The sequence below is a fragment of the Pseudomonas sp. NPDC088444 genome, assembly GCF_044900175.1.
In the GTDB taxonomy this organism is placed as follows: Bacteria; Pseudomonadota; Gammaproteobacteria; order Pseudomonadales; family Pseudomonadaceae; genus Aquipseudomonas.
In genome coordinates this window covers 60,376-83,153 of sequence record NZ_JBJDNK010000007.1, presented here as the reverse complement: position 1 = coordinate 83,153, position 22,778 = coordinate 60,376, and the positions used below count along the sequence as shown (strand labels likewise).

Genomic DNA, 22,778 nt, shown 5'->3' with positions numbered 1-22,778 from the left:
TTCCAAGGATTGGAAAATCATGAACACACCCCTGATCATTGGTCGGCAGACCTTCGACGGCCTGGGTCGACAGCTGTCGGTAGAGGCCGCAGGCTACATCACCCAGTTTGAATACACTCAAGGGCAACTCCCGCCCACGGCCAACGTCCTGGCCAATGGCAAGCGCGTGGACTTTACCTACGAACCGGCGCTGAGCAACAAATTGCTCAGCGTCAAACCGCAGGACGAAGCCGCGCAACAACTGTCATACCACCCGTTGGGCATGCCCGCCTCAGCCAGTGGCGCGCTGGGCACAGAGGCATTCGACTTCACGATGGCAGGCCAGCCTCAACAGGACACCTGGACCGTTGACGGCACGCCGTACAACACCCTGTGGCTGTACTCGATAAACGGTTTGCTGCAAGGCTTCAGGGATGCCAACGGCGAGAACCATCGACGCCATTTCGACGCTCAGGGGCGCGTGCAACAAACTCAGGTCGGCAACCTGACAACCCGCTACAGCTACGACGGGTTGTCGCGTCCAGTGAGCATCATCATCAAGGATCCGGACAACTCACGTACACTGACCACGGCAATGACCTACGACGCTTTGGGGCGTGAGTCGACGCGAACCTTCTCGACCACCGCTATTGGCGACCCTGAGCAGCCGGTCATCAACACGTTCACCCAGACCCTCGCCTACTCCGCGCTGGATCAGATCATTTCTCGCATCTGGACTGAAGATGATCAGCTCGCCGAAGAGGCTTTCGGATACGACACGCGGGGTCGTCTGGTGACCTACGTCGCCAATGCCCTCGCAGCGCCGGAGGATCCATTCGGCAACCGCATCGTGCGACAGGAATTTTCATTCAACGCCCTCAACGGCCACGAGAAAGTGGTGACTACCTTCACAGACGAAAGTACCGACGAGGCGCTGTTCACTTACGCAAAGGGCAACCCCGTTCAGGTGGTCAAGATCACTCACACCCACCCGTCCTGGCCCCAGGAAGTGACACTGACCTACGATGCCTGTGGCCGTGTAGTGAGCGATAGCCTGGGACGTCGCATGGTCTGGAATGCGCAAGACCGTCTGACTGAAGTGCATCTTGATGACCGAACCTGCCAATACGGCTACACCGCCCATGGCCGTCTGGCAGACCGCACGCTGGATGGCACCCTGAGCCGCAGTTTTTTCAGTGGTGAAGAGCTGACCCATGAACGGACCGGCGAAAACAGCATGCAGTTTTGCTCAGGTGCTCAGGGCATGTTTGCCATCAACAAAATCGCCGGAGGTGTCCATCAAACGATTCTGCTGGGCGCCGACGCACAGGGCAGTATCAAACTGGAAGCCGACAGCGACATCCGCACCCGTCGCTACAGCGCCCATGGCGCCGAGCCAGAAAGCACCGAGCATGTGCCCTTCGGGTTTGCCGGGCAACGCCAGGAGCCACTGACTGGCTGGCAGATTCTGGGCGACTACCGCCCGTATGACCCAGTGTTGATGTGCTTTCTCAGCCCGGACAGCCTGAGTCCGTTCGGCAAAGGAGGGCTTAATCCTTATGCCTATTGCGCGGGTGATCCGGTCAATCGCATCGATCCGGACGGTCATAGCTGGGTAAGCTATGCGTTGGCCGGTATTGGGCTAGCGATCGGCATAGCGACTGCTATCGCGAGTTTCGGCACGGCGTCGGCCGTCATTGGAGGAATCGCCGCTGCGGGATGGTCGGCGCTCACGCCCAGTGCAGCGATAACCATCGGTGCCGTCGCTCTGGACATTACCTCGACAGCCACGGGCATTGCGGCAATGGGCATGGAGTTGGCGGGCGCAGACTCCAACGCCTCCGACGTGCTGGGCTGGGTTTCGCTCGGCACCGGATTGGCCGCCGCTGGAGCGCTGACAATCGGATTCAAAACCAGCCGCTCAGCCTTGAATATGGGCCGATACACCAAGTCAGGCTCACCAAGCGCGCCTATCCGAAAAATGGGTCATGCCGATGTTCTGTTCGGTTCACCAAGACCCGACGTCGCATTCCACCACAACCTGTGGGGCGACGTACCCAAGCCTTGGGGGCCGGGGGAACTCAGGGCTTTTGAGACCCACGGGCTGAAAAACGGTCATCTGATGAATGCAAACGGGGTCTTCGAAGACGCGGCCAATATTGCCCGACAGGAAATTGCCCCCCGGCTGGCAGGCTATGCATCAGATCGACCCCTTGTGTTGCTGGCTTGTGAAGGTGGAAGAAGCGGCGCCGCGCAACAGGTTGCCGATGTCGTACGCAGACCTGTGATTGGCTTCGATAAAGTGATCCACCTCCACGCGCCCCATTTGATGACCCGATTCGGATATGGGGCCGTCGGTAAAGTCATCGAAACCAATTTTCCGCTACAGCGAGTGTCGTTCTGGAAACAATTCAAGATAAGCAGACAGTTGCCCTATGACATGGGAAGGAACTACGAACTGGCGACCTACAAATTCTATTACCCTCAGTAAACCGCTGGACTCCCGGCATCCCGGCTAAGCGGAGACACCGACACCGTGCCCTTTAAGACCAACGTTTACCCTGCGGCAGGGTGTCGCGCCGGTCTCCACGCGGTATACTGCCGCGCCTTTTTCCTGCCGCTGCGCCTGAGCGGTAGCAGAGCCAGAGGCCGTTCGCGCAGATGCCAAGCGCATCGTGCGCCAACCGCCCATATAATGTTCCCGCCTGACAGAGGAGAACGCCCATGACCGTGATCAAGCAGGATGACCTGATTCAGAGCGTCGCCGACGCGCTGCAGTTCATCTCCTATTACCACCCCGTCGACTTCATCCAGGCCATGCACGAGGCCTACCTGCGCGAAGAATCGCCCGCCGCGCGCGACTCCATGGCTCAGATCCTCATCAACTCGCGCATGTGCGCCACCGGCCACCGTCCGATCTGCCAGGACACCGGTATCGTCACCGTATTCGTACGCGTGGGCATGGACGTGCGCTGGGATGGCGCCACCATGAGCCTGGACGACATGATCAACGAAGGCGTGCGTCGCGCTTACAACCTGCCGGAAAACGTCCTGCGTGCCTCGATCCTCGCCGACCCGGCAGGCGCTCGCAAGAACACCAAGGACAACACCCCGGCGGTCATTCACTACTCCATCGTTCCGGGTAACACCGTTGAAGTGGACGTGGCAGCCAAAGGCGGCGGTTCGGAAAACAAATCGAAGATGGCGATGCTCAACCCGTCCGACTCGATCGTTGACTGGGTGCTGAAAACCGTTCCCACCATGGGCGCTGGCTGGTGCCCGCCTGGCATGCTCGGCATCGGCATCGGCGGCACCGCCGAGAAGGCTGCGGTCATGGCCAAGGAAGTCCTGATGGAGTCCATCGACATCCACGAGCTCAAAGCGCGCGGCCCGTCGAACCGTCTGGAAGAAATGCGTCTGGAGCTGTTCGAGAAGGTCAACCAACTGGGCATCGGCGCTCAGGGCCTGGGCGGTCTGACCACCGTGCTCGACGTCAAGATCATGGACTACCCGACCCACGCAGCCTCCCTGCCGGTCTGCATGATCCCGAACTGCGCCGCCACCCGTCACGCCCACTTCGTGCTCGACGGTTCCGGCCCCGCTTCGCTGGAAGCGCCACCGCTGGACGCCTACCCGGAAATCGTCTGGGAAGCTGGTCCTTCGGCTCGCCGCGTCAACCTCGACACCCTGACACCAGAAGAAGTGCAGAGCTGGAAGCCGGGTGAAACCGTCCTGCTCAACGGCAAGATGCTCACCGGTCGCGACGCTGCGCACAAACGCATGGTCGAGATGCTGAACAAGGGCGAAACCCTGCCGGTGGACCTGAAAGGTCGTTTCATCTATTACGTCGGCCCGGTCGATCCGGTCGGTGACGAAGTGGTAGGCCCAGCCGGTCCGACCACCGCTACCCGTATGGACAAGTTCACTCGCCAGATCCTGGAACAAACCGGCCTGCTGGGCATGATCGGCAAATCCGAGCGCGGCCCGACCGCCATCGATGCGATCAAGGACAACAAAGCTGTCTATCTGATGGCCGTGGGTGGCGCAGCGTACCTCGTCGCTCAGGCGATCAAGAAATCGCAAGTGCTGGCATTCCCTGAACTGGGCATGGAAGCGATCTACGAGTTCGAAGTCAAAGACATGCCGGTCACTGTCGCGGTCGATAGCAAAGGCGAGTCGGTACACATCACAGGTCCTGCCATCTGGCAGAAGAAGATCAGTGAGAGTCTGGCGGTGGAAGTGCAGTAAGCGCTGCTCTGGCAGCAACGAAAAGCCCGGCCTCAGTGCCGGGCTTTTTCATGTGCGCTTCGCCCCTGGCCTTACTTGCCCACCGCTCGCAAAAGGCTGGGCTCGGGCGCCACAGAGGGTCGTTTCTGACTCAAATACCGCGTACAACTCACCCGCAGAAACGAGGCGAAATTAACCACCTCGCCATTGAATCCCATCACCTCTTCGTACAGTTTGGTAATCAATTGATTGGTCGTCATGCCGTCGTGGCGGGCGATTTCCGCGAGGATGTCCCAGAACTGGTTTTCCAGCCGCAATGTCGTCACCACGCCGCAGATGCGCAACGAACGAGAGCGGGATTCATAGAGAATCGGGTCGGCCTTTACGTAGAGTTCGCACATGGTTTTCCCCTGTGAGATTGCCTTCTGTCAAAGAATGATCTGAGTGCCCAGCAGCTTCAAAAACGCCGCTAACCACGCCGGGTGGGCAGGCCACGCCGGGCCGGTCACCAGATTGCCGTCTGTGTGCGCCTCTTCCATGCCGATCTCGACGTATTCGCCCCCCGCCAGCCTGACCTCGGGCGCGCATGCGGGGTAGGCACTCAACGACTTGCCCTTGAGCACCCCGGTTTCAGCCAACAATTGTGGGCCATGGCAAACAGCAGCAATGGGCTTGTTGTCGCGACCAAACTCGCGCACCAGTTCCAACACACGGGCATTGAGCCGCAGGTACTCAGGCGAACGGCCGCCGGGCACCAGCAGCGCGTCGTAGTCGGCGGATTTGACGCTGTCGAAATCGAAATTCAGCCCGAAGTTATGGCCGCGCTTTTCGCTGTAGGTCTGATCGCCTTCGAAGTCGTGAATGGCTGTGCGAATGACCTCGCCTTTCTTCTTGCCGGGGCAAACGGCATGAACGGTGTGGCCGACCATCTGTAGCGCCTGAAACGGCACCATCACTTCGTAGTCTTCGACGTAATCGCCGACCAGCATGAGGATTTTCTTGGCTGCCATGTGCGATGTCCTCCAGTGAGAGAGTCCTTTAGCCGAAAGTATCGGTGGGATATTTCCCCCGCAGGTAACAGCGTAGTACTACACAGAGAAATGCACGTTGGCATCTGTAGCAGGAAAAGGAGCTGCGCGACGTTTATCCCCGCCGATCCAACGCATTGACCACCAACCGATCCACCCAACCCCACACCCGCTGCTTGACGCGACTCCACAGCGGACGAGCCTGCCACGCCTCCAGACTGACCTGGTGGCTGACCAGAAAATCGCGCTCAAAGCTCTCAGCCACCGCTTGAGTCAATCCCGGGTCAATCGCCTCCAGATTCGCCTCAAGGTTGAAGCGCAAATTCCAATGATCGAAGTTGCACGAGCCGATACTGACCCAGTCGTCCACCAACACCATTTTCAAATGCAGGAAGCACGGTTGGTATTCGAAGATTTTCACCCCGGCCTTGAGCAAGCGGGGGTAGTAGCGATGCCCGGCGTAGCGCACCGAGGGATGGTCGGTGCGCGGGCCGGTGAGCAGCAGGCGCACGTCGACGCCTCGGGCCGCAGCGCGACGCAATGCGCGGCGGACTTTCCAGGTGGGCAAGAAATAGGGAGTCGCCAGCCAGATGCGTTTTTTGCTGGTGCTCAGCGCGCGAATCAGTGATTGCAGAATGTCTCGATGCTGGCGCGAATCGGCATAAGCCACGCGCCCAAGACCCTGGCCACTGACCGGGGCTTTCGGCAAGCGCGGCAGGCCGAAATTTTCCGCCGGACGCCAGGCGCGACGTCGGGGGTTGGCGTGGAACTGGCGGTCGAAGAGGGCTTGCCAGTCGAGTACCAAGGGGCCACGAATCTCCACCATCACTTCGTGCCACTCGCTGACGTCATGATCGGGGCGCCAGAACTCGTCTGTCACCCCGGTACCGCCCACCACCGCCAGTTCCTTGTCGACCAAGAGCAGCTTGCGATGATCTCGGTAGAAATTACGGATGCCGCGACGCCAATGCACGCGATTGTAGAAACGCAGAATCACCCCGGCGTCGGTCAGGCGTGTGCGCAAACTCAAGGTGAAGGCCAGCGACCCGAAATCATCGAACAGGCAACGCACGATGACGCCACGCCGAGCGGCATTGACCAGCGCTTGCACGACCGCCTCGGCGCACGCCCCCGCCTCTACCAGATACAACTCCAGTTCCACCTGCTGCTGCGCGGCATCGATGGCCGCGAGCATGCGTGGGAAGAACGCAGGCCCGTCGATCATCAGGTTGAACTGGTTGTCGTCACGCCACGGAAAGATCGCGCCTCTCATGGTCAGCGCGCCGTGAAGATCAACACGGCACCGACGGGCACCGAAAAGCCGATGGCCGACAGATCAGCCACTTTGCGCAGACTGTCGAGGCCCGGCAGCAAACCGAAATCCTCGACGTGCAGCACCAGCGGCTCCAGCGTCACCACTTGAAAGCGGCGGTCATCCAGCCGCGTGGCCAACAGTTCAGCGCTGTAGCTTTGCGACTGCCCATGCATTTGCACCTTCAGCGGCAGGCGCAGTTCCAATTGCGCGCCGGGGGCCAGCGCGTTGATAGGACGCATGTCCAGTTGTGCGGTGATTTTCGCTTCGGGGAATTGCTTGACGTCGAACAACTGCCTGCGCAAGCGCTCGTCGCGCAAAGGGATGCCGGTGGCCACCGAGTCCATTTCCACTTCCAGCTCCGCCACGCCTTTCGGGTCGACCTTGCCGTGCAGATTGAGGAAGCGATGCACCTCGGAAATGTCAGCGTTCTTGGTAGAGATGAACGAGAGCCGCGACGACTCGTTATCCAGATACCAGTTCGCCTGAGCAGGCAACGCCAAGGCGGCAAGCGAGGCCAGCAGCAGGCGAGAACGTAAGGGCATGGGAACTCCAGATGCGCGATGGGACAAACCTTATCCGGCTGTCAGACCGCAGGCAAATGGGGATGTTCGCCGTTACGGCACCGGGGGCAACAATTGGCAGCCCTGACGCGCACCTTGCCATTGCGCTGTGCTCTCCCGGCCCATGCCGGTGGCAGTGATGCGCTTGTCGCTGGCACTTTCCGACAACGTGCTGGGCAGCCACTGCTTCACGTACCGCTGACAATAGTCCACCGGGTTGTTCATCACATAACGGCAGGAACAATATTCCTTGGCGGTGTAGGCGCTGATGATGCTTGGGAACACCTGCAATGGCACTCGCCAGACCCAGAGCACGGCGCACAGGAAAAACAGCAGCAGGATCGCGAGGCTGCTGAATGGGCGACGTCGAATGAAGCCTTTGCCCGCGTTCATTGGGCACCCTCCCCGAGCACGGCATGCAACGCTCGTTTCAGCAACTGATTGTGGTCGTAGGTGCCGTCCCGGTCATCGGCGTAGCGCACGATGACCAATCCCTTGCTCGGAACCACGTACAGCGCCTGGCCCCAATGCCCAAGCCCGGCAAACGTATCGGGCGGCGCGTCTGGCCAAGGTCCGGGCTGACTGCCTGCTTTACGGTTCAGCCACCACTGGCCACCGGGGGCTTCACCCGTGGCATTCGGGAATGCGAACGGCGTGACGTTGAAATCGATCCACGCTTTGGGCAACAACTGGCGACCTTGCCAGGCGCCACCGCGTTGCATCAGCAGGCCAATGCGCGCCAGGTCGCGAGCGGTCATGTAGGCGTAGGACGAACCCACGAACGTGCCGGTGGCATCCGTCTCCCATACCGCACTTGTGATGCCCAGCGGGTCGAACAAGGCCGTCCACGGGTAATCGGCATAGGCCGTGTCGCCCACCATGCCTTTCAACGCGGCGGCCAACACCGTGCTGTCGCCGCTGGAATAGCGATACGAGGTGCCGGGAGCGCTGGTTACCTTGTGCTCAGCGGTGTAGCGCGCCATGTCGCCGCGCCCACGGGTGTAGAGCATCGCGACCACCGAGGAATTGAGCGGTGCGTATTCGTAGTCTTCCTGCCAGTCCAGGCCCGAGGCCCAGTGCAGCAGGTCTTGAAGGCGAATATCGGGGTGGGCGCTGAACGGCGAATAGAACTTCGCCACTGGATCATCGAGCTTGAAATGCCCCTCGCCGAAGGCCACGCCGAGCACGGTCGCCAGAATGCTTTTGCTGATGGACCAGGTGAGGTGCGGCGTCTGGGCGGTCGTCACGCCTGCGTAGCGTTCGTAGACCACTTCACCGTTGCGGATGATCAACAGCGCGTCGGTGCGGATGCCTTTGCGCTCCTGTTCGTCGCGAGGTGGGAAGGCGTAGGTTTCCAGATCCTTTAGGGCAGCGCTCTGTGCAAGAGGGTGAACGGGCCACTCGGGGTCAGGCCAGCTCTCGGCAAACGCCACATTGGCGAACAGCAAGAAAACGAACAACAGACGGCTCATGAAGGGGTCTCGAACGCAGGTTGCCCAGAACCCTAGCAGGGGATGATGACAACGCGTGGAGGCCAACACATCTTCTTCGACAAACGCTGTTCACCTTGTGGGAGCGAAGTCATTCGCGATGCGGCGTGTCAGGCGAAATCAATGTCGCGTGTGCCGACGCCATCGTCGGAAGCCGCCCAGAATGAATTCGCTCCCACAAGATGATCTACGTCGGTTCATAAACGTAGGCACACACCCTCCGTCCGCCCTGTCACGCAACCATCACCAAAGCTTAATGGTCATGACATCGGCCCTCCCTAGCCTGCATTCGTACAGCAATGCTTCGAATAATCAGTCGACCGGCCTGGACCAGGGCTGGCCCACGGAGACGCCACATGACTCAGATCGCCAGTATTCGAGACTCCAGCTCCGACCGCCGTCTGCAGGCTGAACGCCTGATCGGCACCCAAGCCCTGCAGGAAGCACAGGCTTTGCGCTTCAGCGTGTTCAGTGGCGAATTCAACGCAAAACTCAAAGGCGCCGAGCTGGGCCTGGACATCGACGATTACGACATCCATTGCATGCACATCGGCGTACGTGACCTGAACAGCGGTCGCCTGGTCGCCACCACTCGCCTGCTGGACCACAAGGCCGCCAACACGTTGGGCCGGTTCTACAGCGAAGAAGAATTCAGCCTGCATGGCCTCGGCCATCTGCAAGGCCCAATCCTGGAACTGGGCCGCACCTGCGTCGACCCGGCCTACCGCAACGGCGGCACCATCGCAGTGCTGTGGAGCGAACTGGCTGAAGTCCTCAACGAAGGCGGCTACAGCTACCTGATGGGCTGCGCCAGCATTCCGATGCAGGACGGCGGCATTCAGGCCCAGGCAATCATGCAGCGTCTGCGCGAACGTTACCTGAGCACAGAGCACCTGCGCGCCGAGCCGAAGAACCCGTTGCCGAATCTGGACCTGCCGAACAACGTCATCTGCGAAATGCCGCCGCTGCTCAAGGCCTACATGCGTCTGGGCGCGAAGATCTGCGGCGAGCCGTGCTGGGACGAAGACTTTCAGGTCGCCGACGTGTTCATCCTGCTCAAGCGCGACGAACTCTGCCCGCGCTACGCCCGCCACTTCAAGGCAGCCGTGTGATGGGCGCCCTGCGCAGTCATGCGCGCGTCATTCGCGTGTTGTGGGTCATCGGTCTGGGCCTGACCATTGCGGGCACCTTCGCCCTGATGGAACGTATGAGCATCGGCGCGTCCATGGCTCGTCGTCAGCGCTGGACCAGTTGGTTCATGGCGCGCCTGACCGCCGCTCTGCCCTTCCGCGTGAAGGTCAGCGGCAAACTGCCCGATCAGCCAATGTTGTGGGTCTCCAACCATGTTTCGTGGACCGACATCCCGCTGCTGGGCATGCTCGCCCCACTGTCGTTTCTGTCCAAGGCCGAAGTGCGCACCTGGCCTGTCGCCGGTTGGCTGGCACTAAAGGCTGGCACACTGTTCATCCGTCGCGGTTCGGGCGACAGCAAATTGATCCAGAAACAGATGGGGCAGCATTTGCTGAGCAAGCACTCGCTGGTGATCTTCCCCGAAGGCACCACCACCGACGGTCGCAGCCTGCGCACCTTCCATGGCCGCTTACTGTCGAGCGCGATTGAAACGAGCACCCCACTGCAACCGGTGGCGATCCAGTACCTGCGAGACGGCAGGCCGGATCAGATCGCGCCGTTCATTGGCGATGACGATCTGCTCTCCCACTTGTGCCGCCTGTTCGCCAACGAGGTGAGCGAGGTGCACATTCAGTTGCTGACCCCGATTCAGCCGCATGACAAAGAACGCGCAGCCCTGGCGTTCGAAGCCCAGCAGGCGGTTCAGGTGGCGCTGTTTGGCGAAGCGGATCAGCCAAGCGAGACGGCTCAGCCTGATGGCGCCCGCCCGGCGGCCAAAGCCGCCTGAGCGAATGCCTGAAGTTCGGGATAGAACACGCTGAAATCCTCACTCAATGGTCGATAAAGCGCCTGCAATTCCTGCATGGCGCCGACCAACCCTTCGGGGCGCGACAGGCGTCTGGAAATCCCCGCCAACGCGTTGCCCACCACCTCGAACTCCACGTACGAACCCAGCCAGTCCTGCGCAGCCATGCGCGGGGCGATCAGCGCCAGACGTTCGGGTAATTGCGGTTCGTCCGCCAGCACGCGGTAGACCTTGCCGGTGAAAATCTCCAGCGGTTCGTCGGCATAGTGCGCCCAGTCTCGTGCCAGGCAGTGATCGAAAAACACGTCCAGTACGATCCCCGCGTAACGCCTGCGCTCTGCCGGAAAGCGCGCCATGGCCTGTTTGATGACGGGATGGGAGTCAGTAAAGGCGTCGATGCGTCGGTGCAGACGAATGGCGTCCTCGATGTCCGCAGGAAAACGCCCCGGCAGCAGCCCTTTGACGAAATCGCCGTACAGGCTGCCGAGCAATTGCGCAGGCGTTTGACCGCCAAGGTGGAGGTGTGCGAGGTAGTTCATGGAGAGGAATGTATCAGAGTGCAGCGCAATCCCTGTAGCCGCCCGGCCGTGCTGCTACGAGGATCGCGTTTCAATGGACTGCAAATGAAGGCAGTACGAATATCGTTATAACCCGATATACCGATTTTCGACTTCCTTATCACGCATTCATATTTGTATATCGCGATTTACAGATATATGGTTCGCCCTATCGCGATATACCGCTACACACCCTTGAGAACGACATGCCTATCGACCTCGACGAAATAATAAAAGCCCTGGCGCACCCGGTTCGCCGTCAGATTCTGGACTGGCTCAAAGACCCTGCGACCTGCTTCCCGGACCAAACGCACAGTTTCGAAGGCGGCGTCTGCGCCGGTCAGATCGACCAACGCGCCGGGCTTTCGCAATCGACGGTTTCTGCCCATCTGTCGCAACTGCAACGTGCCGGGCTGATCACCAGCAAAAAGCACGGGCAGTGGCACTTCTTCAAACGCAACGAAGACGTCATTCAGGCGTTTTTGCAGGAACTGAACAAGCAGCTCTGAGCTGACCGTTCCCCTACAGATTCAGGAGACGCACCGTGCCTCTTTCGCTACTTATTCTGGCCCTGAGCGCCTTCGCCATCGGCACGACCGAGTTCGTCATCATGGGCCTGTTGCCCGACGTCGCCGCCGACCTCGGCGTGAGCATTCCTGGCGCCGGGTGGTTGGTGACCGGCTATGCGCTGGGCGTTGCCATCGGCGCGCCGTTCATGGCCATGGCCACCTCCCGCCTGCCGCGCAAGGCTGCGCTGATCACACTGATGGGCATCTTCATCATCGGTAATCTGATGTGCGCCGTGGCCTCCGATTACAACGTGCTGATGCTCGCCCGCGTCATCACCGCCCTGTGCCATGGCGCGTTCTTCGGCATCGGCTCGGTGGTGGCCGCCGGTCTGGTTCCGGCCAACCGTCGAGCCTCGGCCGTCGCCCTGATGTTCACCGGTCTGACCCTGGCCAACGTGCTAGGCGTGCCACTGGGCACAGCGCTGGGTCAACAGGCGGGCTGGCGTTCGACGTTCTTTGCTGTGACCGTGATCGGCGTGATCGCCTTCATCGGTCTGGTGCGCTTCCTGCCCAATAAACACGACGAAGAGAAACTCGACATGCGCGCCGAGCTGGCGATGCTCAAGGGCGCCGGAATCTGGCTGTCCCTCAGCATGACGGCGCTGTTTTCTGCGTCGGTGTTCGCGCTCTTCACTTACGTGGCGCCACTGCTGGGCGACGTCACCGGGGTTTCGCCTCGCGGTGTGACCTGGACCCTGATGCTCATCGGCCTTGGATTGACCGTCGGCAACATCATCGGCGGCAAGCTGGCAGACCGGCGTCTGGCCGCCACGCTAATCGGCGTGTTCATCACCATGGCCGTTGTTTCGACGGTTCTGAGCTGGACCAGCGCTGCACTGATCCCCGCCGAGGTGACGCTGTTCCTTTGGGCTGTCGCCTGCTTCGCGGCGGTCCCGGCCTTGCAGATCAATGTCGTGACCTTCGGCAAGGACGCACCGAACCTGGTGTCGACCCTGAACATCGGTGCCTTCAACGTCGGCAACGCCTTGGGGGCCTGGGTCGGCGGCAGCGTCATCGCCCACGGCTTCGGTCTGACCAGCGTGCCACTGGCCGCAGGCGCTTTGGCGGTACTGGCCCTGCTGGTCACCCTGATCATTTTCCGTCAGCGCGGCGATGCCGAGCTGGCTGCGGTAGCGAACTGAGCCTCAAGAGTCAGCGCTGAACGCATGCGTTAACCACTGCGGATTCACCCTTTACTGACAGCATTGAGGATATTCCCGATGACCACGATTTTTGACCCGATCAAGGTCGGCGAACTGGACCTGGCCAACCGAATCATCATGGCCCCGTTGACCCGCTGCCGCGCGGACGAAGGGCGCGTGCCCAATGCGATGATGGCCGAGTACTACGTACAGCGCGCCTCGGCGGGCCTGATCATCAGCGAAGCCACCTCGGTGACACCAATGGGCGTAGGCTACCCGGATACTCCCGGCATCTGGTCCAACGACCAAGTGCGCGGCTGGAGCAACATCACCAAGGCCGTTCATGCGGCAGGTGGCAAGATCGTGCTGCAACTGTGGCACGTGGGCCGTGTGTCTCACCCCATCTACCTGAACGGTGAAGCGCCGGTCGCGCCAAGCGCCATCCGGCCAAAAGGTCACGTCAGCCTGGTGCGTCCGCTGTCGGATTACCCAACGCCACGGGCACTGGAAACCGCTGAAATCGCCGACATCGTCGAGGCCTATCGTGTCGGTGCGGAAAACGCCAAAGCCGCTGGTTTCGACGGCGTGGAAATCCACGGCGCCAACGGTTACCTGCTCGATCAGTTCCTGCAAAGCAGCACCAACCAGCGCACCGACGCCTACGGCGGCTCGCTGGAAAACCGTGCGCGTCTGCTGCTGGAAGTGACCGATGCGGCGGTAGAAGTCTGGGGCGCTGGCCGCGTTGGTGTGCACCTGGCACCTCGTGCCGACTCCCACGACATGGGCGACGACAACCTGGCCGAAACCTTCACCTACGTGGCGTCGGAGTTGGGCAAACGCGGCATCGCGTTCATCTGCGCTCGCGAACGTGAACTGGACGACAGCCTGGCGCCACGCCTGAAGCAAGCCTTTGGCGGCGTGTTCATCGCCAACGAGAAGTTCACCAAGGAAAGCGCCAACGCCTGGCTGGCCAGCGGCAAAGCCGACGCAGTCGCCTTCGGCGTGCCGTTCATCGCCAACCCTGACCTGCCTGCGCGTCTGGCCAAGGATGCACCACTGAACCAGCCGCACCCAGAAACGTTCTACGGCAAGGGTCCGGTGGGGTATCTGGATTATCCGACGTTGTAATTCAGACAACGCGGAACCTGTGAGCCGCCTTGGTGGCGAACGAGGAAGGTCAGGCACCTCGATGTTGTCTGAACCCCCGCATTCGCCAGCAAGCCGGCTCCCATAATTTCAGCGTCGAACAAAAAATCTGAATTCGACGCAATCGAAGTGGGAGCCGCCTTGCTGACGAAAAGGCTGGCCAGCCCCCCTAGAATCTCCCACATCAAAAAACCCGCTCACTGCCCCCGCGCATTAATCTGCTGCGACAACGTCTGAATCTGGCTCTGCAAGGTGTTCAGGTTACGCGTCATCTGCCCACGGAATGCATCGAATTCCTGGGTGCTCGCGCCCGAGGAAGCTGCCTGCGCCGGACGATTGTCCTGCTCGCTCTTGAGCACGATCATGTCCTGCTCCAGTCGCTCGATCGCCTGGCTGTTGTTGTTCTTCTTCAGGTTCGCCACGTCTGCCGACAAACTCTTGATTTGCGCGTCCAGCGAGTCCTGCTCGGCCTTGGCTGACTTTCCGTCCGGCATCGCCGCTTTCAGTGCGGCCAGTTCAGTGGCCACGGTCTTGAGCTGATCTTGCAACTGCTGATTGGTTGCCTGCTGCTGGGCCGTCTGACTGGCAATCTGCTCCAACCGCTTGTCCAGGCCGCCCTGCAATCCAGCCACGCCTTGTTGCTGTTTGCTCTGATCGGCCAATTGGTCCTGCAACTGCTTGATCTGAGCTTTCAGCGCTGCGCCGCCGCTATTGGCTTCTGACTCACTGGCGTTGAACTTGCCGGAAATGTCCTGCAGACGGCCTGCAGCTTCTTCACTGATCCGCGCGAAGCTTTCCTGAGTGGCCACCAACTGCTGTTCCATCAACGAGATCTGCTGAAAGCTCCACCAGGCCAAGCCGCAGAACGCGATCAGCAGCGCGCCAATCAGCGCCCACAAAGCACCTGATCCTGGCGCTTTGACTTTCACGACCGGTGTGGTCCGCGAATACACCGTCGTACGCTCACGGGCACCGGCGGTGGGGATGAAATCGTCGTCATCGTCTTTGGCGCTAAGGCTCGGAATGTCATCGACGTCGTCATAGGGGTCTTTGCGCATGGGTTTCCCTTTGAAATCCATTGAATCTTGAGGGTGGAGGCTGTCCACCGAACGTTAGGACCATCCGAATCGTCGGCTGTTTTACAGCGCCGTACCGTGTGTCGCTTTCCACCAGCCGCAGAACTCGTCGAGCGCGGTCCAGACGCTGACCTTGGGCTGGTAATCCAGATAATACTGGGCGCGGCTGATATCAAGCGTGAAATCTCGGCTCATGACCTGCATTCCGATTCTCGACAGCGTCGGTTCAGGTCGACCGGGCCAGAGCAGGCACGCAGCCTCGTTGATCGCAGCGGCGCTGTAGCCCAGGCCATAGGAGCGATAGCGCGTGACGGGCGGCAGCTCCATCTTGCGCATCACGTAATTGACCACGTCCCAGATCGGAACCGGCGCACCATTACTGATGTTGTACGCCTTGCCCAAAGCCGAGCCGGTCGCCAGCAGGCTGCTGAGCAATGCTTCGTTGAGGTTCTGAATGCTGGTGAAGTCGACTTTGTTCAAGCCGTTGCCGATGATCGAAAGACGCTTCTTGCTCTGCATCTGCATCAGCCGTGGAAAGATGCTGTTGTCCCCGGCCCCGGTGACGAAGCGCGGGCGCAAGGCAATCACTTCCAGACCGAACTCTTCGGCACCGAACACCTTCTGCTCCGCCAGGTACTTGGTAGCAGCGTAGTGGTTGTGGAAACGTTTGGGCACCTGCTCTTCACGAATATCGAGGTGCGACTTGCCGTCGAAATAGATCGAAGGCGACGACAGGTGCACCAGCCGTCGCACTCGCCGCTTGAGGCAGGCCTCAACGACGTTTTCGGTGACCTGAACGTTGCCTTGCAGGAAATCCTGATGCTTTCCCCAGGTGCCGACCGCACCGGCGCAATGCACCACGGCTTCGACGTCGTCGCACAGAGCCTGCACAAGTTCGGCGTCGTTCAGATCGCCTTGAATGAACTCGGCCCCCCGTCGAACCAGATGTTCAACGCCTTGCGGGCGACGGCCGTTGACCCGGACGCTCAACCCCTGCTCCAACGCAAAACGCGCAAAGCGTCCGCCGATGAAGCCGCTTGCGCCGGTGACCAGAATCTTCATTTACCGCTCCGTTTTACGTCTGTAGCAGCCTGGCTTGCCGGCGGCGGCGTCATCAAAATCGCTACCGTCGGCAAGCCGGACTGCTACAGGGATTTGCGTGAATCACACGTTGACGTTCACTGCTCGCTCAGCGGCACCAGCCATTGCCCGGCTTTTTTCGCCAAATGCTCGGTCAACTGCGTCAACAGTTGCCCACCGTTGCGCCAATGATGCCAGTACAAAGGCACATCCACCCACTGATCCGCGAACAACTCCACCAGCTTGCCAGCCGCCAATTGCTCGCGAACCTGCATCTCAGGCACCAGCCCCCAGGCCATGCCCGCCTCGGTCATGCGCATGAAGCCTTCGGACGACGGGCACAAATGGTGCTGGAAACCGCCATCAACCCCCAACGACGCCATGTAGCGATGTTGCAGAAAGTCGTCAGGGCCAAACACCAACGCGGGCGTGCGCGCCAGCGCCTGAGGCGTCACCCCGTTCGGGAAATGCCGAGCGATGAATGCGGGGCTGGCCAAACCACGATAGCGCATGGCGCCCAGCGACAGGCTTCTGGCCCCGGCGACAGGCCGTTCGCTGGCGCACAGACAAGCGGCGACCTCTCCTGCGCGCATGCGCTTGAGGCCGACATCCTGATCTTCAATCACCAGATCGGTCAGTAAGTGATGCTCGGCGCAGAAGTCCCCTACCGCCGGTGCCCACCAGGTCGCGAGGCTGTCGGCGTTGAGCGCAATGCGCAATCGTTCAGGCGCACCGCCTTCGTCAAGCGCAGGGACGACGCTTTGCAGGTCACGCTCCAGCAACCGAACCTGCTGCACGTGGTTGAGCAGGCGCTGACCGATTTCCGTCGGTGTCGGTGGCGTGGCCCTGACCAGCACCGGCTGGCCGACCCGCGCCTCCAGCAGTTTGATGCGCTGGGACACCGCCGATTGCGACAGCCCCAACACCTGAGCGGCACGCTCGAACCCCGTTTGTTCCACGACCGCCGCAAGGGCCGCGAGCAGTTTGTAATCGAACATCAATTTTCCTAATGAGCGATCAGCATTATTGGTTTTTCTTATACCGCCGATCCCTCGACAATCGCCACACTCTTTTCATCGCAACACCTGACTCACGGAGCAAGACATCATGTGGCAAAGCTACCTCAACGGACTGTTGGTCGCGTTCGGCCTGATCATGGCCATCGGCACGCAAAACGCCTATGTGCTGGCGCAAAGCCTGCGTCGTGAGCATCACCTGTCCGTCGCGGTGCTGTGCATTCTGTGCGACGTGGTGCTGGTGGCTGCCGGAGTGTTCGGGTTGGCCAACGTGCTGGCGCATAACCCGACATTGCTTGCCGTGGCGCGCTGGGGCGGTGTGGTGTTTCTGCTCTGGTACGGCGCCAAGGCGCTGCGCCGTGCTTTGGCCCCGCAAAGTCTGCAAGAGGGGGACGTCACCGGCCAGCGCTCGCGTCGCGCGGTCCTGCTGACAGCACTGGCGGTGACGCTACTCAACCCGCACGTTTATCTGGATACCGTTTTGCTGATCGGGTCTCTGGGCGCTCAACAGACCGAGCCCGGCGCGTATGTCGCGGGCGCCGCCAGCGCATCGCTGTTGTGGTTCTCGACGCTGGCGATTGGCGCAGCCTGGCTGGCGCCCTGGCTCGCCCGCCCCGCCACTTGGCGTCTGCTGGATCTGATGGTGGCGGTGATGATGTTCAGTGTGGCGGTGCAGTTGATTCGCACGGCTTAAATACGGCGCCCAACACGCCCCTGTGAGAGCCGGCTTGCTGGCGAATGCGGTGGATCTGTGACGAATGAGCCGCCTGACACTCCGCCTTCGCCAGCAAGCCGGCTCCCACAGAGATCAGCGTGCCACCGCTTTTCATCATTTCCCCTGCAAACCTCTGGAACCTCTATCCCACACAGTTGTTGCGTGGTTATGGGCCGGGGCCGGTGCTATGATCCAGCCCCTGCGCCGCAAAGAGTAAAAACTCGCCGGCGTATTCTGTCTGGCCGTCCGTGATCGGCCTTGCGCTAACCGCAACCTGACCTGATTAGGAGAATTACCATGGCTTTCGAATTGCCGCCGCTGCCTTACGCTCATGACGCTCTGGCACCGCACATCTCCAAGGAAACGCTGGAATACCACCACGACAAACACCACAACACCTACGTCGTGAACCTGAACAACCTGGTCCCAGGCACCGAGTTCGAAGGCAAGACACTGGAAGAAATCGTCAAGTCTTCCTCGGGCGGTATCTTCAACAACGCAGCCCAGGTCTGGAACCACACTTTCTACTGGAACTGCCTGGCGCCAAACGCTGGCGGCCAGCCTACCGGTGCACTGGCTGACGCCATCAACGCTGCATTCGGCTCCTTCGACAAGTTCAAGGAAGAGTTCAGCAAAACCTCCATCGGCACCTTCGGCTCCGGCTGGGGCTGGCTGGTGAAGAAAGCTGACGGCTCCCTGGCGCTGGCCAGCACCATCGGCGCAGGCAACCCGCTGACCAACGGCGACACCCCGCTGCTGACCTGCGACGTCTGGGAACACGCGTACTACATCGACTACCGTAACCTGCGTCCAAAATACGTCGAGGCGTTCTGGAACCTGGTGAACTGGAAGTTCGTCGCTGAGCAGTTCGAAGGCAAGGCGTTCACTGCCTGATTTGCGCACCCAATGAAAAAAGCCCGGCCTGTCCGGGTTTTTTTTCGCCTTCTATTCGTCCTTTATGTATTGTCAGGCCACGATAGCGGACTAATATCAGGTTCGGTCAGAATCGACGAAACGAGGCTCAAGTTCCGCCCTCTGTTTACCGACACAGTACTGATAGCCAAGATTGCCCCTGTGAAATCGTTACCTGAATGAAACAGGTCGAGGGTGTTTCAAAACCTTGACCCCGGGCGCTGTATTGCCAATGCTTGTTACGTCACCCGCTATCAGCATGGATGAAGGAATGGCCATTTGAAGCTGGAACTCAAAAACAGCTTGTCGGTGAAGCTGCTGCGTGTGGTGTTGTTGTCGGCGCTGGTCGTGGGCGTTGTGCTCAGTTGCGCGCAAATCGTCTATGACGCCTACAAAACCCGGCAAGCCGTCGCCACAGACGCCGAGCGGATTCTGGACATGTTCCGAGACCCGTCGACTCAGGCTGTCTATAGCCTGGATCGGGAAATGGGCATGCAGGTCATCGAAGGTCTGTTCCAGGACAAGGCCGTGCGCATGGCATCCATTGGCCATCCTAACGAAACCCTTCTCGCCGAAAAGACCCGCGATCTCAAATCGTCCCCCACCCGCTGGCTGACCGATCCGATTCTCGGACAGGAACGCAGCTTCACCACGCAACTGGTCGGTCGCAGCCCCTACAGCGAATACTACGGCGACCTGCGCATCACCCTCGACACGGCCACCTACGGTGAAGGCTTTCTGGTCAATTCAATGATCATCTTCGTTTCCGGCGTGTTGCGTGCACTGGCCATGGGGATGGTGCTGTATCTGGTGTATCACTGGCTACTCACCAAACCGCTGTCGCGCATCATCGAACACCTGATCAGCATCAACCCCGACCGCCCCAGCGAGCATCAACTCCCCCTGCTCAAAGGCCATGAAAAGAACGAACTGGGGATTTGGGTCACCACCGCCAACCAGCTATTGGCCTCCATCGAGCGCAACACCCACTTGCGTCATGAGGCCGAATCCAGCCTCCAGCGCATGGCCCAATACGACTTCCTGACCGGCCTGCCCAATCGCCAACAACTGCAAACCCAACTGGACAAGATTCTGGTCGATGCCGGTCGCGTGCAACACCGAGTAGCCGTGCTGTGCGTTGGTCTGGATGACTTCAAAGGCATCAACGAGCAGTTCAGCTATCAAGCGGGCGACCAGTTATTGCTGGCGCTGGCCGACCGTCTGCGCGCTCATAGCGGACGTCTGGGCGCACTGGCTCGCTTGGGCGGCGACCAGTTCGCGCTGGTTCAGGCCGATATCGAACAGCCCTACGAAGCGGCCGAGCTGGCGCAAAGCATCCTCGACGATCTGGAAGCCTCTTTCGCGGTAGAAGGCGAAGACATCCGTCTGCGGGCCACCATCGGCATCACCCTGTTCCCGGAAGATGGCGACAGCACCGAAAAGCTGCTGCAAAAAGCAGAACAGACCATGACCCTGGCCAAGACCCGCTCACGCAATCGATACCAGTTCTACATCGCCAGCGTCGACAGCGAAATGCGCCGCCGCCGAGAACTGGAAAAAGACCTGCGCGAAGCCTTGGTGCGCAATCAGTTCCATCTCGTCTACCAGCCACAGATCAGCTACCGGGACCAGCGTGTAGTGGGCGTTGAGGCACTGATTCGCTGGATTCACCCCGAACACGGCTTCGTGCCGCCGGATCAGTTCATTCCACTGGCCGAACAGAACGGCACGATCATCGCGATTGGCGAATGGGTGTTGGATCAGGCCTGTAAACAACTGCGCGAATGGCACGATCAAGGCTTCACCGAACTGCGCATGGCTGTGAACCTGTCCACCGTGCAACTGCACCACTCTGAGTTACCCCGCGTGGTGAACAACCTGTTGCAGATCTACCGTCTGCCGCCGCGCAGCCTTGAACTGGAGGTGACGGAAACCGGCCTGATGGAAGACATCAGCACCGCCGCTCAACACCTGCTCAGCCTGCGTCGCTCCGGGGCGTTGATTGCGATCGATGACTTCGGAACCGGGTATTCCTCGCTGAGCTATCTCAAAAGCTTGCCGCTGGACAAGATCAAGATCGACAAGAGCTTCGTTCAGGACCTGATCGACGACGATGACGACGCCACCATCGTGCGCGCCATCATTCAGTTGGGCAAAAGCCTTGGCATGCAGGTCATTGCAGAAGGTGTGGAAACCACTGAGCAAGAGGCGTACATCATTTCCGAGGGTTGCCACGAGGGTCAGGGCTATTTCTACAGCAAGCCGCTGCCTGCCCGGGAGTTGCTGTCGTACCTGAAACAATCCCATCGCACCCACGTCGGCGTTCTGTAGCCGATCTCTCCTTGAGGAAAACCGCTGGCTCCTGATTTGGCCTCGGCATTGCCGAGGTCCCTTCACGCCGACGCCCATGTCGCGTTCAGCGGTGTCTCGACTATTTGTCTATGAAGAGCGAGAGCGTTTGGTGTTGCGGGCACTTTTTGTCGCGAATGTTCTTGTAACAGCTTGAAATATCTCATCGCCCGCATCAGGGCGTTTTGCCTTTACACAGAATGCAAATCTTTCGCATTATGTCGCAGCTTTTTTTGGCGTTCGCCACCGTTCCCCTCCCCCTTTCGACGCAGGATTCCGTCATGATTCGTAAGCCCCTGGCTACTGCCAGTCTGCTGGCCCTCGCTATCGCTCTGGCCGGTTGTGACCAAGGCAAGGACAAGCCCGCTGCCGCCGCACCAACGCCGGCCCCCGCCGCTTCCGCGCCAGCACCAGCCGCTGCCCCGGCCGCCGCGCCCGCCCAGACCAGCGATGCAGCCGCCAAGGCGGTGGTCGCCAACTACGCGAGCATGGTGTACGCCGCCTTCAGCGACGCCGAATCCACTGCGAAAGCCCTCAGCACCGCCGTCGACACATTCCTTGCAACGCCGAACGATCAAACCCTTAAAGCCGCTCGCGATGCCTGGCTCGCCGCTCGCGTGCCGTACATGCAGACCGAAGTCTTCCGCTTCGGCAACACCATCATCGATGACTGGGAAGGTCAGGTGAACGCCTGGCCACTGGACGAAGGCCTGATCGACTACGTCGCCAAGGACTATCAACACGCGCTGGGCAACCCGGGCGCCACCGCCAACATCATCGCCAACAAATCGATCCAGGTCGGCGAAGACAAGGTCGACGTCACCGAAATCACGCCGCAGAAACTCGCCAGCCTGAACGAGCTGGGCGGTTCAGAGGCCAACGTTGCCACCGGCTACCACGCCATTGAATTCCTGCTCTGGGGCCAGGACTTGCACGGCACCGGTCCCGGCGCGGGTGAACGCCCTGCCAGCGACTACATCGATGGCAAAGGCGGCACTGGCGGCCACAACGACCGTCGTCGCGCCTACCTGAAGGCTGCTACCGATCTGCTGGTCAGCGACCTCGAAGAGATGGTCAATAACTGGAAACCGGGCGTTGCCGACAACTACCGCGCCACCCTGGAAGCCGAACCGGCGGAAAGTGGCCTGCGCAAAATGCTGTTCGGCATGGGCAGCCTCTCACTGGGCGAACTGGCGGGCGAACGCATGAAGGTGGCACTGGAAGCCAACTCCAGCGAAGACGAACACGATTGCTTCAGCGACAACACTCACAACTCGCACTTCTACAACGGCCTGGGCATCCGCAACGTCTACCTGGGCGAATACACCCGTGTAGATGGCAGCAAGGTCAGCGGCCCGAGCCTGTCGTCGCTGGTGGCCAAGGCCGACGCGGCAACCGACACTACCCTGCGCACCGATCTGGATGACACCCAGGCCAAGCTGCAAGTCATCGTTGATCACGCCAATAAAGGCGAGCACTTCGACCAGTTGATTGCCGCAGGCAACACGGCAGGCAACCAAGTCGTTCGCGACGCCATCGCGGCACTGGTCAAGCAGACAGGCGCCATCGAGCAGGCGGCAGGCAAGCTGGGCATCACCGACCTGAACCCGGACAACGCCGATCACGAGTTCTGATCGGCGCGTTCGGTAAAGCACCAGAAAAAGGCCGACCCATTCGTGGG

General features: G+C 60.4%; 21 protein-coding genes. 11 read left to right on the top strand and 10 right to left on the bottom strand.

The window, feature by feature from the left end; genetic code table 11:
• The first annotated feature begins 19 nt into the window (after positions 1–19).
• Positions 20–2,470 (top strand): RHS repeat domain-containing protein, encoded by a 2,451-nt coding sequence (locus tag ACI2KB_RS15210; RefSeq protein WP_404635863.1) that lies wholly within the window; start codon positions 20–22, stop codon positions 2,468–2,470.
• Positions 2,471–2,703: 233 nt separating this feature from the next.
• A complete protein-coding gene (locus tag ACI2KB_RS15205; RefSeq protein ID WP_404635861.1) occupies positions 2,704–4,227 on the top strand; it encodes a fumarate hydratase in 1,524 nt (507 codons plus the stop codon).
• Positions 4,228–4,298: 71 nt separating this feature from the next.
• On the opposite strand, the gene ACI2KB_RS15200 is transcribed toward ACI2KB_RS15205, so the two are convergent.
• The 6 genes from ACI2KB_RS15200 to ACI2KB_RS15175 all read right to left on the bottom strand — a co-directional run bounded on the left by ACI2KB_RS15200 (position 4,299) and on the right by ACI2KB_RS15175 (position 8,581).
• Entirely contained in the window at positions 4,299–4,607 is a 309-nt protein-coding gene (locus ACI2KB_RS15200) for a ribbon-helix-helix domain-containing protein (RefSeq protein WP_404635859.1), read from the bottom strand.
• Positions 4,608–4,634: 27 nt separating this feature from the next.
• Positions 4,635–5,216, bottom strand: coding sequence for a DJ-1/PfpI family protein (locus tag ACI2KB_RS15195; protein ID WP_404635857.1), 582 nt, complete (start codon positions 5,214–5,216; stop codon positions 4,635–4,637).
• Between the two features lie 133 nt (positions 5,217–5,349).
• Positions 5,350–6,507: a phosphatidylserine/phosphatidylglycerophosphate/cardiolipin synthase family protein gene (locus tag ACI2KB_RS15190; protein WP_404635855.1), complete on the bottom strand. Its 1,158-nt coding sequence runs from the start codon at positions 6,505–6,507 to the stop codon at positions 5,350–5,352.
• A gap of 2 nt (positions 6,508–6,509) precedes the next feature.
• The gene (locus ACI2KB_RS15185) at positions 6,510–7,091 is read right to left on the bottom strand and encodes a YceI family protein (protein WP_404635853.1); all 582 of its coding nucleotides are present in this window, start codon (positions 7,089–7,091) and stop codon (positions 6,510–6,512) included.
• Between the two features lie 72 nt (positions 7,092–7,163).
• On the bottom strand, positions 7,164–7,502 hold the full coding sequence (locus ACI2KB_RS15180) for an amidase (RefSeq protein ID WP_404635851.1): 339 nt from the start codon (positions 7,500–7,502) through the stop codon (positions 7,164–7,166).
• A complete protein-coding gene (locus ACI2KB_RS15175) occupies positions 7,499–8,581 on the bottom strand; it encodes a serine hydrolase domain-containing protein (protein ID WP_404635849.1) in 1,083 nt (360 codons plus the stop codon). Before ACI2KB_RS15175 ends, ACI2KB_RS15180 begins: the two co-directional genes overlap by 4 nt.
• Before the next feature lie 374 nt (positions 8,582–8,955).
• On the opposite strand from ACI2KB_RS15175, the gene olsB reads away from it, so the two are divergent.
• Positions 8,956–9,711: an L-ornithine N(alpha)-acyltransferase gene (gene olsB, locus ACI2KB_RS15170; protein ID WP_404635847.1), complete on the top strand. Its 756-nt coding sequence runs from the start codon at positions 8,956–8,958 to the stop codon at positions 9,709–9,711.
• Positions 9,711–10,517 carry a lysophospholipid acyltransferase family protein gene (locus tag ACI2KB_RS15165; RefSeq protein ID WP_404635845.1) on the top strand — a complete coding sequence of 269 codons (807 nt, stop codon included), beginning with the start codon at positions 9,711–9,713 and terminating at the stop codon, positions 10,515–10,517. The genes olsB and ACI2KB_RS15165 overlap by 1 nt, the downstream gene beginning before the upstream one ends.
• On the opposite strand, the gene ACI2KB_RS15160 is transcribed toward ACI2KB_RS15165, so the two are convergent.
• Positions 10,478–11,074 (bottom strand): ACP phosphodiesterase, encoded by a 597-nt coding sequence (locus ACI2KB_RS15160; protein ID WP_404635843.1) that lies wholly within the window; start codon positions 11,072–11,074, stop codon positions 10,478–10,480. The genes ACI2KB_RS15165 and ACI2KB_RS15160 overlap by 40 nt on opposite strands.
• Before the next feature lie 224 nt (positions 11,075–11,298).
• Between ACI2KB_RS15160 and ACI2KB_RS15155 the strand changes: the two genes are divergently transcribed.
• The 3 genes from ACI2KB_RS15155 (at position 11,299) to ACI2KB_RS15145 (ending at position 13,931) form a co-directional block, all read left to right on the top strand.
• Positions 11,299–11,601, top strand: coding sequence for an ArsR/SmtB family transcription factor (locus ACI2KB_RS15155; RefSeq protein ID WP_404635841.1), 303 nt, complete (start codon positions 11,299–11,301; stop codon positions 11,599–11,601).
• A 35-nt stretch (positions 11,602–11,636) separates the two neighbouring features.
• Entirely contained in the window at positions 11,637–12,803 is a 1,167-nt protein-coding gene (locus ACI2KB_RS15150) for an MFS transporter (RefSeq protein ID WP_404635839.1), read from the top strand.
• Positions 12,804–12,881: 78 nt separating this feature from the next.
• Positions 12,882–13,931, top strand: coding sequence for an alkene reductase (locus ACI2KB_RS15145; RefSeq protein WP_404635837.1), 1,050 nt, complete (start codon positions 12,882–12,884; stop codon positions 13,929–13,931).
• Positions 13,932–14,146: 215 nt separating this feature from the next.
• On the opposite strand, the gene ACI2KB_RS15140 is transcribed toward ACI2KB_RS15145, so the two are convergent.
• The 3 genes from ACI2KB_RS15140 to ACI2KB_RS15130 form a co-directional block, all read right to left on the bottom strand.
• On the bottom strand, positions 14,147–15,007 hold the full coding sequence (locus ACI2KB_RS15140; RefSeq protein ID WP_404635835.1) for an ATPase: 861 nt from the start codon (positions 15,005–15,007) through the stop codon (positions 14,147–14,149).
• Between the two features lie 81 nt (positions 15,008–15,088).
• Entirely contained in the window at positions 15,089–16,087 is a 999-nt protein-coding gene (locus tag ACI2KB_RS15135; RefSeq protein WP_404635833.1) for an NAD-dependent epimerase/dehydratase family protein, read from the bottom strand.
• A gap of 116 nt (positions 16,088–16,203) precedes the next feature.
• The gene (locus ACI2KB_RS15130; RefSeq protein ID WP_404635831.1) at positions 16,204–17,103 is read right to left on the bottom strand and encodes a LysR family transcriptional regulator ArgP; all 900 of its coding nucleotides are present in this window, start codon (positions 17,101–17,103) and stop codon (positions 16,204–16,206) included.
• A 109-nt stretch (positions 17,104–17,212) separates the two neighbouring features.
• On the opposite strand from ACI2KB_RS15130, the gene ACI2KB_RS15125 reads away from it, so the two are divergent.
• The 4 genes from ACI2KB_RS15125 (at position 17,213) to ACI2KB_RS15110 (ending at position 22,731) form a co-directional block, all read left to right on the top strand.
• Positions 17,213–17,815, top strand: coding sequence for a LysE/ArgO family amino acid transporter (locus tag ACI2KB_RS15125; RefSeq protein WP_404635829.1), 603 nt, complete (start codon positions 17,213–17,215; stop codon positions 17,813–17,815).
• A 318-nt stretch (positions 17,816–18,133) separates the two neighbouring features.
• A complete protein-coding gene (locus ACI2KB_RS15120; RefSeq protein ID WP_108236952.1) occupies positions 18,134–18,730 on the top strand; it encodes a superoxide dismutase in 597 nt (198 codons plus the stop codon).
• 297 nt (positions 18,731–19,027) lie between these two features.
• Complete coding sequence (locus ACI2KB_RS15115) at positions 19,028–21,079, top strand: putative bifunctional diguanylate cyclase/phosphodiesterase (protein WP_404635827.1); 2,052 nt, start codon at positions 19,028–19,030, stop codon at positions 21,077–21,079.
• Between the two features lie 299 nt (positions 21,080–21,378).
• Positions 21,379–22,731: an imelysin family protein gene (locus tag ACI2KB_RS15110; protein ID WP_404635825.1), complete on the top strand. Its 1,353-nt coding sequence runs from the start codon at positions 21,379–21,381 to the stop codon at positions 22,729–22,731.
• Positions 22,732–22,778: the final 47 nt, after the last annotated feature.

Coding starts and splice junctions, on each gene's coding strand:
- ACI2KB_RS15210 (WP_404635863.1), top strand. CDS start 20: ATGAACACACCCCTGATCATTGGTCGGCAGACCTTCGACGGCCTGGGT.
- ACI2KB_RS15205 (WP_404635861.1), top strand. CDS start 2,704: ATGACCGTGATCAAGCAGGATGACCTGATTCAGAGCGTCGCCGACGCG.
- ACI2KB_RS15200 (WP_404635859.1), bottom strand. CDS start 4,607: ATGTGCGAACTCTACGTAAAGGCCGACCCGATTCTCTATGAATCCCGC.
- ACI2KB_RS15195 (WP_404635857.1), bottom strand. CDS start 5,216: ATGGCAGCCAAGAAAATCCTCATGCTGGTCGGCGATTACGTCGAAGAC.
- ACI2KB_RS15190 (WP_404635855.1), bottom strand. CDS start 6,507: ATGAGAGGCGCGATCTTTCCGTGGCGTGACGACAACCAGTTCAACCTG.
- ACI2KB_RS15185 (WP_404635853.1), bottom strand. CDS start 7,091: ATGCCCTTACGTTCTCGCCTGCTGCTGGCCTCGCTTGCCGCCTTGGCG.
- ACI2KB_RS15180 (WP_404635851.1), bottom strand. CDS start 7,502: ATGAACGCGGGCAAAGGCTTCATTCGACGTCGCCCATTCAGCAGCCTC.
- ACI2KB_RS15175 (WP_404635849.1), bottom strand. CDS start 8,581: ATGAGCCGTCTGTTGTTCGTTTTCTTGCTGTTCGCCAATGTGGCGTTT.
- olsB (WP_404635847.1), top strand. CDS start 8,956: ATGACTCAGATCGCCAGTATTCGAGACTCCAGCTCCGACCGCCGTCTG.
- ACI2KB_RS15165 (WP_404635845.1), top strand. CDS start 9,711: ATGGGCGCCCTGCGCAGTCATGCGCGCGTCATTCGCGTGTTGTGGGTC.
- ACI2KB_RS15160 (WP_404635843.1), bottom strand. CDS start 11,074: ATGAACTACCTCGCACACCTCCACCTTGGCGGTCAAACGCCTGCGCAA.
- ACI2KB_RS15155 (WP_404635841.1), top strand. CDS start 11,299: ATGCCTATCGACCTCGACGAAATAATAAAAGCCCTGGCGCACCCGGTT.
- ACI2KB_RS15145 (WP_404635837.1), top strand. CDS start 12,882: ATGACCACGATTTTTGACCCGATCAAGGTCGGCGAACTGGACCTGGCC.
- ACI2KB_RS15140 (WP_404635835.1), bottom strand. CDS start 15,007: ATGCGCAAAGACCCCTATGACGACGTCGATGACATTCCGAGCCTTAGC.
- ACI2KB_RS15135 (WP_404635833.1), bottom strand. CDS start 16,087: ATGAAGATTCTGGTCACCGGCGCAAGCGGCTTCATCGGCGGACGCTTT.
- ACI2KB_RS15130 (WP_404635831.1), bottom strand. CDS start 17,103: ATGTTCGATTACAAACTGCTCGCGGCCCTTGCGGCGGTCGTGGAACAA.
- ACI2KB_RS15125 (WP_404635829.1), top strand. CDS start 17,213: ATGTGGCAAAGCTACCTCAACGGACTGTTGGTCGCGTTCGGCCTGATC.
- ACI2KB_RS15120 (WP_108236952.1), top strand. CDS start 18,134: ATGGCTTTCGAATTGCCGCCGCTGCCTTACGCTCATGACGCTCTGGCA.
- ACI2KB_RS15110 (WP_404635825.1), top strand. CDS start 21,379: ATGATTCGTAAGCCCCTGGCTACTGCCAGTCTGCTGGCCCTCGCTATC.